Annotated in this window: 14 protein-coding genes and 1 pseudogene; 11 read left to right on the top strand and 4 right to left on the bottom strand. The window is 70.1% G+C overall.

Annotation, left to right across the window (positions count from 1 at the left end; genetic code table 11):
- Positions 1 to 136: 136 nt before the first annotated feature.
- Positions 137 to 481, top strand: a pseudogene (locus A5655_RS05930) (DUF4190 domain-containing protein); the annotation flags it as partial.
- On the opposite strand, the gene A5655_RS27735 reads toward A5655_RS05930, so the two are convergent.
- Complete coding sequence (locus A5655_RS27735; RefSeq protein WP_156764721.1) at positions 478 to 693, bottom strand: hypothetical protein; 216 nt, start codon at positions 691 to 693, stop codon at positions 478 to 480. The pseudogene A5655_RS05930 and the gene A5655_RS27735 sit on opposite strands and share 4 nt — an antisense overlap.
- A 66-nt stretch (positions 694 to 759) precedes the next feature.
- Between A5655_RS27735 and A5655_RS05925 the strand changes: the two genes are divergently transcribed.
- From A5655_RS05925 to A5655_RS05900, 6 genes are read left to right on the top strand one after another with little or no spacing between them, the layout of a single operon-like run.
- Complete coding sequence (locus tag A5655_RS05925) at positions 760 to 1,287, top strand: general stress protein (protein WP_067006687.1); 528 nt, start codon at positions 760 to 762, stop codon at positions 1,285 to 1,287.
- 1 nt (position 1,288) lies between these two features.
- Positions 1,289 to 2,695 carry an extracellular solute-binding protein gene (locus A5655_RS05920; RefSeq protein ID WP_067006684.1) on the top strand — a complete coding sequence of 469 codons (1,407 nt, stop codon included), beginning with the start codon at positions 1,289 to 1,291 and terminating at the stop codon, positions 2,693 to 2,695.
- Positions 2,692 to 3,573, top strand: a complete 882-nt coding sequence (locus tag A5655_RS05915) for a carbohydrate ABC transporter permease (RefSeq protein ID WP_067006680.1) — start codon at positions 2,692 to 2,694, stop codon at positions 3,571 to 3,573. The genes A5655_RS05920 and A5655_RS05915 overlap by 4 nt, the downstream gene beginning before the upstream one ends.
- Complete coding sequence (locus A5655_RS05910) at positions 3,563 to 4,390, top strand: carbohydrate ABC transporter permease (RefSeq protein ID WP_067006704.1); 828 nt, start codon at positions 3,563 to 3,565, stop codon at positions 4,388 to 4,390. The genes A5655_RS05915 and A5655_RS05910 overlap by 11 nt, the downstream gene beginning before the upstream one ends.
- A gap of 4 nt (positions 4,391 to 4,394) precedes the next feature.
- A complete protein-coding gene (locus A5655_RS05905; protein WP_067006677.1) occupies positions 4,395 to 5,567 on the top strand; it encodes an ABC transporter ATP-binding protein in 1,173 nt (390 codons plus the stop codon).
- A gap of 2 nt (positions 5,568 to 5,569) precedes the next feature.
- Positions 5,570 to 6,148, top strand: coding sequence for a suppressor of fused domain protein (locus tag A5655_RS05900; protein WP_067006701.1), 579 nt, complete (start codon positions 5,570 to 5,572; stop codon positions 6,146 to 6,148).
- A 92-nt stretch (positions 6,149 to 6,240) separates the two neighbouring features.
- On the opposite strand, the gene A5655_RS05895 is transcribed toward A5655_RS05900, so the two are convergent.
- Positions 6,241 to 7,086, bottom strand: a complete 846-nt coding sequence (locus tag A5655_RS05895; protein ID WP_067006697.1) for a hypothetical protein — start codon at positions 7,084 to 7,086, stop codon at positions 6,241 to 6,243.
- A gap of 189 nt (positions 7,087 to 7,275) precedes the next feature.
- Positions 7,276 to 8,379 carry a magnesium/cobalt transporter CorA gene (gene corA / locus A5655_RS05890; protein WP_067006694.1) on the bottom strand — a complete coding sequence of 368 codons (1,104 nt, stop codon included), beginning with the start codon at positions 8,377 to 8,379 and terminating at the stop codon, positions 7,276 to 7,278.
- A gap of 168 nt (positions 8,380 to 8,547) precedes the next feature.
- Between corA and A5655_RS05885 the strand changes: the two genes are divergently transcribed.
- The 3 genes from A5655_RS05885 to A5655_RS05875 are packed head-to-tail and all read left to right on the top strand — an operon-like array spanning position 8,548 to position 11,595.
- Positions 8,548 to 9,537 (top strand): malate dehydrogenase, encoded by a 990-nt coding sequence (locus tag A5655_RS05885; protein WP_067006674.1) that lies wholly within the window; start codon positions 8,548 to 8,550, stop codon positions 9,535 to 9,537.
- A gap of 49 nt (positions 9,538 to 9,586) precedes the next feature.
- Positions 9,587 to 10,759 carry an NADP-dependent malic enzyme gene (locus A5655_RS05880; RefSeq protein ID WP_067006671.1) on the top strand — a complete coding sequence of 391 codons (1,173 nt, stop codon included), beginning with the start codon at positions 9,587 to 9,589 and terminating at the stop codon, positions 10,757 to 10,759.
- The gene (locus A5655_RS05875) at positions 10,756 to 11,595 is read left to right on the top strand and encodes a glycine betaine ABC transporter substrate-binding protein (RefSeq protein WP_067006668.1); all 840 of its coding nucleotides are present in this window, start codon (positions 10,756 to 10,758) and stop codon (positions 11,593 to 11,595) included. The genes A5655_RS05880 and A5655_RS05875 overlap by 4 nt, the downstream gene beginning before the upstream one ends.
- A 4-nt stretch (positions 11,596 to 11,599) precedes the next feature.
- Here A5655_RS05875 and A5655_RS05870 read toward each other — a convergent pair whose 3' ends face one another.
- Positions 11,600 to 12,427 carry an SDR family oxidoreductase gene (locus tag A5655_RS05870; protein ID WP_067006666.1) on the bottom strand — a complete coding sequence of 276 codons (828 nt, stop codon included), beginning with the start codon at positions 12,425 to 12,427 and terminating at the stop codon, positions 11,600 to 11,602.
- 176 nt (positions 12,428 to 12,603) lie between these two features.
- On the opposite strand from A5655_RS05870, the gene A5655_RS05865 reads away from it, so the two are divergent.
- The coding region (locus A5655_RS05865) for a PE family protein (protein ID WP_156764720.1) at positions 12,604 to 14,123 on the top strand (1,520 nt) is incomplete at its 3' end.

Below are 14,123 nucleotides of genomic sequence, written 5' to 3'. Positions count from 1 at the left end.
CAGCATGCTGCCGCCGCGCGGATGGCAGGCTGCGATGCCCCCTTTGTGGCGAGTCGCCCCTAACGGGAACGGATGCTGAGCATCGCGACGACGAAAAACACCGCCAGGGTTCCCGCGCCGATGACGATGCCCGTGACCGCCCCCGGTGTACGGGCCGCCGCCGGGCTATGGCGCCCCGCCCTACCCGCCGCCCGGCTACGGGCCGCCGTCCTATCCCGGCGGCTACTACGCGACCCCGGACTACCGGGTCCAGTCCGGGACCAACGGCATGGCGATCGCGTCGCTCATCTCCTCGTTCAGCGGCTTCCTCTGCTGTGCCATCGGCTCGATCGTGGCCATCGTGCTGGGCGTGGTCGCGCTGAACCAGATCAAGCAGACCCGCCAGGAGGGCTACGGCCTGGCGGTCACGGGCATCGTCATCGGCGCGGGAACCCTGGCGGTGTTTTTCGTCGTCGCGATGCTCAGCATCCGTTCCCGTTAGGGGCGACTCGCCACAAAGGGGGCATCGCAGCCTGCCATCCGCGCGGCGGCTGAATAGGCGGGCGGGTAGCCCGGCGGGTAGCCCGGCGGCGAATACGCCGGATACTCGATCGCCGGCGGATCCCAGGGCGGTGTCCAATCGTCGCGGCCGCCTTGCGGCCGGTTGGCGTCGTCGCCTCGGGCGCCCTCGCCGAAACCACCGGGGCCTGACATGCTGCTCAACCTAGCAAAACGGCCTCGGGATGAGAGGATTACCGAGGCGGAGGAGAATGAGCGGCGATGACTAGTCCTTTCCAGCCCGGACAGGTTCCCGGCGCCACGCCCACGGGCGCGGCGGCGCGGCGGCGCGGCGTGCCCCCGCTGCCGACACCGCCCAAGGGCTGGCCGGTCGGCTCCTATCCCACCTACGCCGAGGCGCAGCGCGCCGTCGACTACCTTTCCGACCAAGAGTTCCCGGTGCAGCAGGTGACCATCGTGGGCGTCGACCTCATGCAGGTCGAACGGGTCACCGGGCGGCTGTCGTGGCCGAAGGTGCTGGGCGGCGGGGTGATCAGCGGGGCCTGGCTCGGCCTGTTCATCGGGTTGGTGCTGGGCTTCTTCAGCCCCAATCCCTGGGCCGCGCTGGTCACCGGTCTGGTCGCCGGGGTGTTCTTCGGCTTGATCACCTCCGCGGTTCCGTACGCAATGGCCCGTGGCACAAGGGATTTCAGCTCCACCATGCAATTGGTGGCCGGCCGCTACGACGTGCTCTGCGATCCGCAAAACGCAGAGAAGGCGCGGGATCTGCTGGCGCGCCTGGCGATCTGAATTGGTGAGCCGTCGGGGGCGCGCGCGCCGAGTGGGCGCACTCGCCCTGGCGACGCTCACCATCGCGTCGGCGTTGCCGGCCTGCGCGGCGCCCGGTGGCGGCCTGGTGATCAGCTTCTACACGCCGGCCACCGACGCGGCCACGTTCACCGCGGTCGCGCAGGAGTGCACCGCGCAACTCGGGTTCACCGTGCGGCACGTGAGCCTGCCCCGGGGCCCCGGCGAGCAGCGGGTGCAGCTGGCCCGGCGCCTCTCCGCGCACGACCGCGGCCTGGACGTGATGGCGCTGGACGTGGTGTGGACCGCGGAGTTCGCCGAGGCCGGCTGGGCGCTGCCGCTGTCCGACGATCCCGCGGGGCAGGCCGAGACCGACGCCACCGTCGACACCCTGCCGGGTCCGCTCGCGTCGGCGCGGTGGAAGCAGCGGCTGTACGGCGCCCCGGTGACGACCAACACCCAATTGCTTTGGTACCGACCCGATTTGGTGGCCCAGGCGCCGGCGACCTGGGACGCGATGGTGACCGAGGCCGCCCGCCTGCAGGCGGCGGGCCAGCCCGCCTGGATCGCCGCGCAGGCCAACGAGGGCGAGGGCCTGGTCGTGTGGTTCAACACGCTGTTGGTGAGCGCCGGCGGGCAGGTGCTCTCCGACGACGGCCGGCGCGTCACGCTGACCGACACGCCGGCGCACCGGGCCGCCACCGTCGACGCCCTGCGGGTGCTCAAGTCGGTGGCCACCGCGCCCGGCGCCGACCCGTCGATCAGCCGGACCGACGAGGGCACCGCGCGGTTGGCGGTGGAGCAGGGCAAGGCCGCGCTCGAGGTCAACTGGCCCTATGTGCTGGCGTCCCTGCTGGAGAACGCCGTGAAGGGCGGGGTGCCGTTCCTGCCGCTGAACCGCGATCCGGCGCTGGCCGGCAGCATCAACGACGTCGGCACGTTCGTGCCCACCGACGAGCAATTCCGCATCGCTTATGAGGCCAGCCAGAAGGTGTTCGGTTTCGCGCCCTACCCGCGGGTGGCGCCGGGCCGGCCGGCCAAGGTGACCATCGGCGGGCTGAACCTGGCGGTGGCCAGCACCACCCGCCACCGCGCGGAGGCGTTCGAGGCGGTGCGCTGCCTGCGCAGCCTGCGCAGCCAGAAGTACGTGTCGATCCAGGGCGGCTTGCCCGCGGTGCGGACTTCGTTGTATTCCGATCCGCAATTTCAGGCCAAGTACCCGATGTACACCGTGATCCGCCAGCAGCTAACCGACGCGGCGGTGCGCCCGGCAACGCCGGTGTACCAAGCGTTGTCGCTGCGGCTGTCGGCGGCGCTGAACCCGATCACCCGGATCGACCCGGAGCGCACGGCCGACGAACTCGCCGCGCAGGCGCAAAAGGCTATCGACGGCAAGGGGCTGCTGCCGTGAGGGCCGAACGGCGGCTCGCCTTCGCGTTGGTCGCGCCGGCGGCGATCCTGATGCTCGCTGTGACGGCGTACCCGATCGGCTACGCGGTGTGGCTTAGCCTGCAGCGCAACAACCTTGCCACGCCGGATGACACGGCCTTCATCGGGCTGGGCAACTACCAGACGATCCTGACCGACCGGTACTGGTGGACGGCGCTGGCCGTGACGCTGGGAATCACGGCGGTTTCGGTGACGATCGAGTTCGCTTTGGGTCTGGCGCTGGCCCTGGTGATGCACCGCACGCTGGTCGGCAGGGGCCTGGTGCGCACCGCGGTGCTGATCCCCTACGGCATCGTCACCGTCGTCGCGTCGTACAGCTGGTACTACGCCTGGACGCCCGGCACCGGCTACCTGGCCAACCTGCTGCCGCAGGGCTCACCTTTTACCCAAGCGCCGCTGACGCAACAGATTCCGTCGCTGGGCATCGTCGTGCTGGCCGAGGTCTGGAAGACCACGCCGTTCATGTCGCTGCTGCTGCTGGCCGGGCTGGCCCTGGTGCCCGAGGACCTGCTGAAGGCCGCGCAGGTCGACGGGGCCGGCGCGTGGCGGCGCCTGACCCGGATCATCCTGCCGATCATCAAGCCGGCGGTGGTGGTCGCGCTGCTGTTCCGGACGCTGGACGCCTTCCGCATCTTCGACAACATCTACGTGCTGACCGACGGCGCCAACAACACCGACTCGGTGTCAATCCTGGGTTACGACAACCTGTTCAAGGGCTTCAACGTCGGGCTGGGCTCGGCGATCAGCGTGCTGATCTTCTGTTGCGTGGGCATCATCGCGCTGGTGTACATCAAGGTGTTCGGCGCGGCCGCGCCCGGCGGTGGTGGCGATGGCCGCTAAACCGCGCGTGGCCCTCTGGGCCGTGATCGACACGCTGGTCGTGGCGTACGCGCTCGTCCCGGTGCTGTGGATTCTGTCGCTGTCGCTCAAACCGTCGTCAACGGTCAAGGACGGCAAGCTGTTTCCGTCCTCGGTGACCCTGGAGAACTACCGCGGCATCTTCCGCGGGGAGTTCTTCAGCTCGGCGCTGATCAACTCCATCGGGATCGGGCTGATCACCACCGCGATCGCGGTAGTGCTGGGGGCGATGGCGGCCTACGCCGTTGCGCGGCTGGAATTTCCGGGTAAGCGGTTGCTGATCGGTGCCACGCTGCTGATCACCATGTTCCCCGCGATCTCGCTGGTCACCCCGTTGTTCAACATCGAACGCGCGCTCGGCCTGTTCGACACCTGGCCGGGCCTGATCCTGCCGTACATCACTTTCGCTCTGCCCCTTGCCATTTACACGCTGTCGGCGTTCTTCCGGGAAATCCCGTGGGACCTGGAGAAGGCCGCCAAGATGGACGGCGCCACGCCGGGCCAGGCCTTCCGCCGGGTGATCGTGCCGCTGGCGGCGCCGGGCCTGGTGACCGCGGCGATCCTGGTCTTCATCTTCGCCTGGAACGACCTGCTGCTGGCGCTGTCGCTGACCGCGACCAAGGCGGCCATCACCGCGCCGGTGGCGATCGCGAACTTTTCCGGCAGCTCGCAGTTCGAGGAACCGACCGGGTCGATCGCCGCCGGCGCCGTCGTGATTACCGTCCCCATCATCGTTTTTGTTCTAATTTTCCAACGACGGATTGTCGCCGGGTTGACCTCTGGCGCTGTGAAGGGATAGCGCGATGGCCGAGATTGTGTTGGAAAACGTCAACAAGAGCTACGCCGACGGCGCCGCGGCGGTGAAGGACCTGAACATCACCATCGCCGACGGCGAGTTCCTGATCCTGGTCGGGCCCTCCGGATGCGGCAAGACGACGACACTGAACATGATTGCCGGGCTTGAGGACATCTCGTCGGGCGAGCTGCGCATCGACGGCGTCCGGATGAACGAGAAGGCGCCCAAGGACCGCGACATCGCCATGGTGTTCCAGTCCTACGCGCTCTACCCACACATGACCGTGCGGCAGAACATCGCGTTTCCGCTGACCCTGGCGAAAATGAAGAAGGCCGAGATCGCGCAGAAGGTCGAGGAGACGGCCAAAACCCTGGACCTGACCGAGCTTTTGGACCGCAAGCCGTCCCAGCTTTCGGGTGGGCAGCGGCAGCGGGTCGCGATGGGCCGGGCCATCGTGCGCCATCCCAAGGCGTTCCTGATGGACGAGCCGCTGTCCAACCTGGACGCCAAGCTGCGGGTGCAGATGCGCGGCGAGATCGCGCGGCTGCAGCGCAGATTGGGCACCACCACCGTCTACGTCACCCACGACCAAACCGAGGCGATGACGCTGGGGGACCGCGTGGTGGTGATGCACGGGGGGGTGGCGCAGCAGATCGGCACCCCCGACGAGCTTTACGAGCGTCCCGCCAATCTGTTCGTCGCGGGGTTCATCGGCTCGCCGGCGATGAATTTCTTCCCTGCCGACCTGACGCCGAACGGGCTGACCCTGTCGTTCGGCGAGGTGATGCTGGCGCCGGACGTGCAGCGGGTGATCGGGGGGGACCCGAAGCCGGCGAGCGTCATCGTCGGGGTGCGGCCCGAGCACCTGGCCGACGCCGCGTTGATCGACGGGTATCAGCGCATCCGGGCGCTGACCTTCGAGGTCAAGGTCGACATGGTCGAATCGCTGGGCGCCGACAAGTACGTGTACTTCACCACCGCGGGCCCGGCCGTGCACGCGGCCCAGCTGGACGAGCTGGAGGCCGAAGGCGAGGTGCACGAAAACCAGTTCGTGGCAAGGGTTCCCGCGGAGTCGAAGGCCACCATCGGGCAGTCGATCGAGTTGGCCCTGGACACGACGAAGATCGCCGTGTTCGACGCCGACTCCGGGGCGAACCTGACTCGGGCGCCCGCCGAGTGACCCTGGAGCTTGTGCGCGCGCACCTGCGCGGCCACTTCGCCGGGGGCGAGCCCGACTCGGCGAGCGTCACGTTCCTGGGCACCGAACCCATCGAGGTGTTGCGGTTTCGCGGCGGGGGATTGGTTCATCACGTGTCGCTGGGGTGCTCGCGGCACCCGATGACCGATCCTTCCGAGATTGTCGCCGACCCGCTGCGCGGCCCGCGCGCCGAAATCGTGCTGCGGCTGCGGGATCCCGGGCCGGCGACCGGCATCGCCCGCAGCCTGGCGGTGCTGGCGGCTACGCCGGCCGTCGATGGCGTGGTGCTGGTCGCCGACGCCCTGATCGACCTCGGCTCGCCGCTGTGGGCGTGGCCGGCCGGTCGGGTGCCGTTCACCGCGGTGCTGTTGGGCGACAGCGACATCCCCGATTTGCCGCTGGACCCGCCGCGTGACCCGGTGAAGTTCCTGTCGGCGACCCCGATCACCGCGACGGAGGCTGCCTGGGTGCGGCTCAAGGGCGCCGAGGCGATGCGGCAGGCCTGGCGCAGCGACGGCGTCGACGTGCTGGATCCCAACCGCCCGGCCGCGCAACCCGATTGATTGCTGCGTTGGGTTGGGCGAGCAGACGCAAAAGCCCCGGACACGCCGGGCATCCGAGGGCTTTTGCGTCTGCTCGCGAGGGAAGCGTGCGGTCAGCCGGCGATGCGAGGTTTCATGAGGTGGCCGTTGATGCGTGCGACCAAGCCGCCCGGATCGTGCCGGATGTCGTCAACTGTCATCGGAATGGTCGTCCATCCGCACTCCTGCAGTCGAGCGGTTTTCAGTCGGTCGTGCAGGAGGGCATCGCGGCCGACATGCCATTCCACGCTGTCGTATTCGGCGATCACCATCGCGTCAGGCCACGCAAAGTCGGTGCGCCAGAGGCGCCCGCGTCGGTCGAGGATGGTGTACTGCAATTCCGGCACCGGCAGTCGATTGTCGATGAAAACCAGTCGCGCCTCGCTCTCCATCGGCGATTCGGCGCGGCCGTCGGCATAGCCAAACAGTCCCCGGACCTTCACAATTCCGCGTCGGCCCCGCTGCTCGTGAATCGCCGCGTCCAATTCCGTTCGGCTACAAGCACCGACATGCAGGGCGGCGTCTAGGGTCGCCAAGGCGCGTGGGCGCCGAAGCATTCGAGCTATCTCGACCGCGGTCCATGCTGGCGTTGTTGCCAGGCGGCCCTGTACTTGTCGCAGCGGTGCACCAATACGCTGATGAACCATCACGCCCGGTGTCGGGCGCATGCGTATCCCGGGATCAAGAACGTGAAGTTGGGACGTCGTCTCCGTGTCGAATCCGTACAGCGCCGCAGCCGTGCCCATGCACGCGACCACTCGCTGATTGGCCATCAACTCCACCGCTGCGAGCCGGTCGAGCATGTCGGGCTCCGTTGCCATGTAGACGCCATGGCATACCCGAATAAGCCTGCCGCACTTCACAAGTCCGGCCAAACGCTTGCGCGAGGCCACAGTCAGGAGCTGTGAAGTAGTTGCCATGCCGCCGCCGTCGAGCAACACCTTTTCGATGTCCACAGCTGTACTGTCCGGCGGGGCAGGCGAGCGAGGTAGTCAACTTCCGACGCGATGTGGACAAGCCCGCGACTGTGCAGGCGCCAGCAGACGCAAAAGCCCCCGACACGCCGACGGATTGGGGGCTTTTGCGTCTGCTCGCGAGAGAAAGGTGAGTTAAAGCCAGTGGTTGCGCCGGAATTGGAAGTACAGGATCAGGCAGGACACCGCCATCAGGGCCATGATCCCCGGGTAGCCCCACGTCCAGTTCAGCTCGGGCATGAAATGGAAGTTCATCCCGTAGATGGCGGCGACGGCGGTGGGCAGCGCCGCGATACCGGCCCAGGCCGCCATCTTGCGCATGTCGTTGTTCTGCTGCATGCCCACCCGGGCCAAGGCGGCCTGGATCAGCGAGTTGAGCATGTCGTCGTAGCTGTTGATGTGGTCGGCGGCCTCGGACTGGTGGTCGGAGACGTCGCGCAGGTAGCGCCGCACCTCCTTGGAGATCACGTCCTTGTTTTCGATCTGGATCCGATGGAACGCGGACGACAGGGGATTCACGCACCGGCGCAACTCGACGACCTCGCGCTTGAGCAGATAAATCGGTTCGACGTCGATCTTGCGTCCGGGGGCGAACGCCACCTCCTCGATGCTGTCGATGTCCGACTCGATCAGGCTGCTCACCTCGAGGTAATGGTCGACGACGTTGTCGGCGATGGCGTGCATCACCGCGTACGGGCCGAGGCGCATCTGCGCGGGGTCGGCGTCCAGGCGCTTGCGCACCTCGGACAGCCCGCCATGCTCGCCGTGGCGGACGGTGACCACGAAGTCCTTGCCGACGAAGACCATGATCTCGCCGGTTTCGACGATCTGGCGGGCCGCCGCCACCGACTCGTGCGGGACGTAGTTGACGGTCTTCAGGACGAGGAACACCGTGTCGTCGTAGCGCTCCAGCTTGGGCCGCTGATGCGCGCACACGGCGTCCTCGACGGCCAGCGCGTGCAGCCCGAAGACGTCGGCCACCTCCTGCATCTCGTCCAGGTTCGGCTCGCGCAGGCCCACCCAGACGAACGCCTCCTGCCCGAGCGCCTCGCTCTGCCGCACCCGGGTGAGCGCGGCCGCGTAGGTGAACTTGCCCGGCAGCCGATTGCCGTCGGCGTAGACCGCGCAGTCGACCAGGGTCTCGACGGGCGTTTTCTCGACGGGCGGTGTGCGCGGCTCGCGGGGCTCGTGCACCAGCGGTCGCAGCACTTCGGGCAGTGCGTCAGGTCCGGGAAACACCTTCACCTCCGATCGCGGCGCAGGTCGGGAAAGCGGTGCTCAATGCTACGCGTCCTGGTGAAACGTGATGTGAAGACTCCGCGCGCGCCGTGGACCGGAGATTTCGCGCCGACGGCGGTGCGCTAGTTTCGACGTCGACCGCAACCGTGTCTTGAGGAGTAAATCGACGTGAGCGCAAGTCCTGTCAAGGTCGCCGTCACCGGCGCCGCCGGCCAGATCGGCTACAGCCTGTTGTTCCGCCTGGCCAGCGGGGCGCTGCTGGGCGCCGACCGCCCGATCGAGCTGCGCCTGCTGGAGATCGAGCCGGCGCTCAAGGCGCTCGAGGGCGTCGTGATGGAACTCGACGACTGCGCCTTCCCGCTGCTGGCGGGTGTGGAGATCGGCGCGGACCCGAACAAGATCTTCGACGGCGTGAACCTCGCCCTGCTCGTCGGCGCGCGGCCGCGCGGCCCGGGCATGGAGCGCGGCGACCTGCTGGAGGCCAACGGCGCGATCTTCACCGCGCAGGGCAAGGCGCTCAACTCGGTCGCCGCGGACGACGTGCGCGTCGGCGTGACGGGCAACCCGGCCAACACCAACGCGCTCATCGCGATGACCAACGCGCCCGACATCCCGAAGGAGCGGTTCTCGGCGCTCACCCGCCTCGACCACAACCGGGCGATCTCGCAGCTGGCCAAGAAGACCGGCGCCGCCGTCACCGACATCAAGAAGATGACGATCTGGGGCAACCACTCGGCCACCCAGTACCCCGACATCTTCCACGCCGAGGTCGGCGGCAAGAACGCCGCCGAGGTCGTCGGCGACCAGGCGTGGATCGAGAACGACTTCATCCCGACCGTCGCCAAGCGCGGCGCGGCCATCATCGACGCGCGCGGCGCCTCGTCGGCCGCGTCGGCCGCGTCGGCGACCATCGACGCCGCCCGCTCCTGGCTGCTCGGCAGCCCCGAGGGTGACTGGGTGTCGATGGCGGTCGTTTCCGACGGTTCCTACGGCGTGCCGGAAGGCCTGATCTCCTCGTTCCCGGTCACCACCAAGGGCGGCGACTGGTCGATCGTGCAGGGCCTGGAGATCGACGAGTTCTCCCGCGGCCGGATCGACAAGTCGACGGCGGAGCTGGCCGACGAGCGCAACGCGGTCACGGAGCTCGGGCTCATCTGATCTCAAACGGAAATTAGGCCTACTAATGGGTAGCCCTTACCCTGGTGCGATGCCGGAAACCGCGTCGCCGCAACTGGCCATCGGAGACGACGAGATCTTCGACGCGCACGTCGGCGGGAAGCTTTCGGTGGCCCTGAGCGCGCCGCTGGACACCCAGCGCGCGTTGTCGATCGCCTACACGCCGGGCGTGGCGCAGGTGAGCCGGGCGATCGCCGCGGACCGCACCCTGGCCGCCCGCTACACGTGGTCGAACCGGCTGGTGGCCGTCGTCAGCGACGGCAGCGCGGTGCTGGGCCTGGGCGACATCGGGCCCGCGGCGTCGCTGCCGGTGATGGAGGGCAAGTGCGCGCTGTTCCAGGCGTACGGCGGGCTGAACGCGATCCCGATCGTGTTGGACACCAAGGACCCCGACGAGATCGTCGAAACCCTGGTGCGGCTGCGCCCCACGTTCGGCGCCGTCAACCTCGAGGACATCTCCGCCCCGCGCTGCTTCGAGATCGAACGGCGGGTCATCGAGGCGCTGGACTGCCCGGTGATGCACGACGACCAGCACGGCACCGCGATCGTCGTGCTGGCCGCGCTGATGGGCGCCAGCAAGCTGCTCGGCCGCGACATGTCCTCGCTGCGCGTGGTGGTCTCCGGTGCCGGCGCCGCCGGGGTGGCGTGCACGAATCTCCTTCTGACGATGGGTGTTTCGGACATCACCGTGCTCGACTCGCGCGGCATTCTGCACGGCGGGCGCGACGACATGAACGGCGTCAAGGTCGAGCTCGCGCAGCGGACCAATCCCGACGGCCTGTCCGGCGGCCTGGTCGAGGCGCTCGAGGGTGCGGACGTGTTCCTCGGGCTGTCGGGCGGCGTCGTCCCCGAGGAGCTGGTCGCCACCATGGCGCCGGGCGGGATCGTGTTCGCGCTGTCCAACCCGGACCCCGAAATCCACCCCCACGTCGCCGCCAAGTACGCGTCGGTGGTGGCCACCGGCCGCAGCGACTTCCCGAACCAGATCAACAACGTGCTGGCGTTCCCCGGGGTGTTCCGCGGCGCGCTGGACGCCGGGGCCCGCCGCATCACCGAGAAGATGATGGTGGCCGCGGCCGAGGCGATCTTCTCCGTCGTCAGCGACGACCTGGCGCTCGACCGGATCGTGCCGAGCCCGCTGGACTCCCGGGTCGGGGAAGCGGTCGCCGCCGCCGTCGCGATCGCTGCCGACTCGTCCGTGTGACCAGGCTGGCCGCCGCGCTGCTGGCCGCGCTGCTGGCGCTGACGGGCTGCGGCGAGCGCCGCCCCGCTCCCGAATTGGTGGTTGGGTCCCAGTCGTCGCTGCTGGCCGCCGTCTACGCGGCGGCGCTGCGGTCCTACGGTTTCGCGGCCCGGCCCGAAACCGCCCCCGACCCGATGGCGAAGCTGGACTCGGGCGCGTACACCGTCGTGCCCGCGTTCACCGGCCAGACGTTGCGGCAGCTGCAGCCCGCCGCGACGGCGATGTCCGACGCCCAGGTCTACCGTGCGATGATCGCGGCCCTGCCCGAGGGCGTGCTGGCCGGCGACTACACCACCGCGGCGGAGGACAAACCCGTGCTGCTGGTCACGCGCGCGACGGCGAAGGCGTGGGGCGGCCACGACCTCACCGCGGACCTCAGCGCGCTGCCGGCGCATTGCGCCGGGCTGGCGGTCGGGGCGGTCACCGGGTTTACCCCGCCCGCGGCGGTGGGATCGTGCCGGCTGCCGTCGCCGCGCCAATTCCCTTCCGAGGCAGCCCTTTTCGACGCGGTGCGGGCCGGGCAGCCGGCGGCGGGGTGGACCACCACGGCCGACCCCGCCAGCCCGGGCGACCTGGTCGCGCTGGCCGACGGCAAGCCCGCGCTGATCCAGGCCGAGAACGTGGTGCCGCTGTATCGGCGCAACGCGCTGAGCGACCGGCAGCTGCTGGCGATCAACGAGGTGGCCGGCGTGCTGGACACCGCGGCGCTGGCCGACATGCGCCGGCAGGTGGCCGGGGGCGCCGACCCGCAGGCGGTCGCGGGCGGGTGGCTCGCCGAGCACCCGCTGGGGCGGTAGCGCGTCAGGGTTTGGGCATCAGGCGGCCCATCACCGGGCCGAACAGCTGCTGGTAGTACGGGCCGGCGACCCGGACCATCACGTCCAGCAGCTTGGCGTCCGTGCCGACGAGCACCCGGGCCTTCTTCTTGCGGACCGCGTCCAGGATGACCTTGGCGGCGCGCTCGGGGCTGGTCCGGGCGAGCCGCTTGTCGAACAGCTTGGCCAGTTGCTCGGGGTCGAGTCCCTCGGCGGCGGTGGCGTTGCGTGCGATGGCGGTCTGGATGCCGCCCGGGTGCACCGTGGTCACCGCGACCGGGTGGCGGGCCAGCACCATTTCCTGCCGCAGCGCCTCGGTGAAGCCCCGCACGGCGAACTTGGCCGCGTTGTACGCCGCCTGCCCCGGCACCGAGAACAGCCCGAACACGCTGGAGACGTTGATCACGTGGCCGTCGCCGGAGGCGATCAGGTGCGGCAGAAACGCCTTGGTGCCGTTGACGACGCCCCAGAAGTCGACGTCCATCACCCGCTCGATGTCCTTGAACTGGCTGACCTCGATGTCGCCGGTGAACGCGATGCCCGCGTTGTTGTAGATCTGGTTGACCTTGCCGAAGTGCTCGGCGACCGCGTCGGCGTAGGCCAGGAAGGCCTCCCGCTCGGTGACGTTGAGCCGGTCCGCCTTGACCGGCGCGCCGATGGCCTTCAGCCGCTCCTCGGTTTGCGCGAGGCCCTCGGTGTCGACGTCGCTGATGGCCACCTTGGCGCCCGAGCGGGCCAGCTCGATCGCCAGCGCCTGACCGATACCTGAACCGGCGCCCGTGACCACGGCGACCTTCCCCGCGAATCCCTGCATGAGCACCCTCCTCGTGTCGGCTCGGTGTCGAGGCTAACCGGTACCCCGGGTACCGGCGGCATCGGGAGGAGGCGCGGCCGGGCAGCCGCCGCGGCCCGCCGGTGTCGGCCATATCGCGCCACGGGCGGTAGCAAACATGAGATGCTTCCCTCCCGAGTGGCGAATCGGAGGTGGCGATGTCATTCTTGGTGGCCCTGCCCAGCGGATTGGAGGCAGCGGCAACGGATTTGGCCGGCATCGGGTCCACGCTGGGCGAGGTCAACGGCGTGGGCGCGGCCGCGACCACCGAGCTGCTGCCGGCGGGCGCCGACGACGTGTCGGCGGCCATCGCGGCCCTGTTCGGCGCCCACGGCCAGGCCTATCAGGCCCTGGGCACGCGGGTGGCCGCATTCCATCAGCAGTTCGTGCAGGCGGTGCAGGCCGGCGCGGGCGCGTACGCGGGCGCGGAGTCCGCGAACGCCAGCCCGCTGCAGGTCGTCGAGCAGGACGTGCTGGGCGTGGTGAACGCGCCCACCCAGCTGCTGCTGGGGCGCCCGCTCGTCGGCGACGGAACCAACGGGACGGCGGCGAGCCCGAACGGCGGGGCGGGCGGGCTGCTGTTCGGCAACGGCGGCACCGGGTTCACCCAAACGGCCAACGGCGTGGCCGGCGGAAACGGCGGCGGTGCCGGGCTGTTCGGCAACGGCGGGGCGGGCGGTGGCGGCGGCGCCGGCGCCAACGGCGGTCACGGCGGCGCCGGCGGGCTGCTCAGCGGCAACGGCGGAGCGGGCGGGCTCGGCGGGGCCGCCGCTGCCGGCGTCAACGGCGGCAACCCCGGTACCGGCGGCGCAGGCGGCAGCGCCGTGCTGTTCGGCAGCGGCGGGGCCGGCGGTCAAGGCGGCATGGGTCTGACGGGGACGACCGCCGTCACCCCCGATGGCGGCACGGCGAACACCGGCAGCACCGGCCTGAACGCCGGAAACGTCGGCGGCCCGGGCGGTCCCGGCGACAACGGGACGGTGGGACAGGTCGGCGGCACCGGCGGGGCGGGATACGGCCCCAACGTCCTGCTCTCGGGCGCCGACGCCCAGGGTGGCACCGGTGGCATCGGCGGCCTCGGCGGCAAGGGCCTCGACGCGACCGCCGGCGCGGGGGGCACCGGGGGCGCCGGCGGGATGGGCGGAAACGGCGGGCTGCTATTCGGCAGCGGCGGAGCCGCCGGCAGCGGCGGCACCGGTGGCGTCGGCGGCACCGGCGGCATCGCCGCGAACGGCGGCGTGGGCGGAAATGGCGGTACCGCCGCCGACGGAGTTGAGGTCGGGATTACCGGGGGCACCGGCGGCACCGGAGGTGTCGGGGGTGACGGGGGCCGCGGCGGACTGCTGTTCGGCTCCGGCGGAGCCGCCGGCAGCGGCGGCACCGGTGGCGTCGGCGGCACCGGCGGTGTGGGCGGCGCCGGCGGCACGGGCGGCAACGGCGGCGACGCCTATGCGCTGAGCGTGGGCAACGAGTTCGGGATCGGCGGCAACGGCGGTGTCGGCGGCGACGGCGGCGTCGGCGGCACGGGCGGCCAGGGCGGCGCCGGCGGTGCGGCCGGTAAGGCGGGGGATGGCGGCCTGTTCGGCTCGGCGGGTTCCGGCGCCGGCTCGGGGGCGGGCCAGCGGACGATGGCGGTGCCGATCCGCCGCCATCCGCGGGTTCGCATCGCGCGTTTCGG

Origin of the sequence: Mycobacterium sp. 1081908.1, from assembly GCF_001673535.1 — a bacterium.
Classification (GTDB): Bacteria; Actinomycetota; Actinomycetes; order Mycobacteriales; family Mycobacteriaceae; genus Mycobacterium.
Note: the sequence above shows the minus strand (reverse complement) of the source record. Positions and strands in the feature narration are given on the sequence as shown.

Bases quoted from the DNA above. Each gene is read 5' to 3' on its own strand.
- A5655_RS27735 (WP_156764721.1), bottom strand. From the start codon at position 693: ATGTCAGGCCCCGGTGGTTTCGGCGAGGGCGCCCGAGGCGACGACGCC.
- A5655_RS05925 (WP_067006687.1), top strand. From the start codon at position 760: ATGACTAGTCCTTTCCAGCCCGGACAGGTTCCCGGCGCCACGCCCACG.
- A5655_RS05910 (WP_067006704.1), top strand. From the start codon at position 3,563: ATGGCCGCTAAACCGCGCGTGGCCCTCTGGGCCGTGATCGACACGCTG.
- A5655_RS05905 (WP_067006677.1), top strand. From the start codon at position 4,395: ATGGCCGAGATTGTGTTGGAAAACGTCAACAAGAGCTACGCCGACGGC.
- A5655_RS05895 (WP_067006697.1), bottom strand. From the start codon at position 7,086: ATGGCAACTACTTCACAGCTCCTGACTGTGGCCTCGCGCAAGCGTTTG.
- A5655_RS05880 (WP_067006671.1), top strand. From the start codon at position 9,587: ATGCCGGAAACCGCGTCGCCGCAACTGGCCATCGGAGACGACGAGATC.
- A5655_RS05870 (WP_067006666.1), bottom strand. From the start codon at position 12,427: ATGCAGGGATTCGCGGGGAAGGTCGCCGTGGTCACGGGCGCCGGTTCA.